1 protein-coding gene is annotated in these 277 nt (G+C 62.1%); it reads right to left on the reverse strand.

All coding sequences use genetic code 11. The annotated features are described in order from the left end of the window. On the reverse strand, positions 1-277 hold a 277-nt coding region (locus QN347_RS19860; protein WP_323494405.1), incomplete at both ends, for an ABC transporter transmembrane domain-containing protein.

The raw sequence follows: 277 nt of genomic DNA on the forward strand, positions 1-277 counted from the left end.
GATACATATCGGCCACATCGGCCAGCCCGGTCATGGGCCAGAGCAGACGCTGCGTCAGATACACCAACACCGAATACGCGCCGACCGCCAGCTCACCGTGCAAAGTCAACCAACCGCCATACACCAGCGTGGCGCTGAAGCCGGCCAGAATCGCCATGCGTATCACCGGGGTGATGGCGGCACTGACGGCAATGGCGCGCGCATTGGCCTCGCGGTAGGTGTTGCTGGCCTCGGCGATATGGGCCGTTTCAAAGGCTTCGGTGGCATAGGCTTTGAT

This window comes from Sphingomonas sp. 10B4 (genome assembly GCF_035019905.1).
Taxonomy (GTDB): Bacteria; Pseudomonadota; Alphaproteobacteria; order Sphingomonadales; family Sphingomonadaceae; genus Sphingomonas; species Sphingomonas glacialis.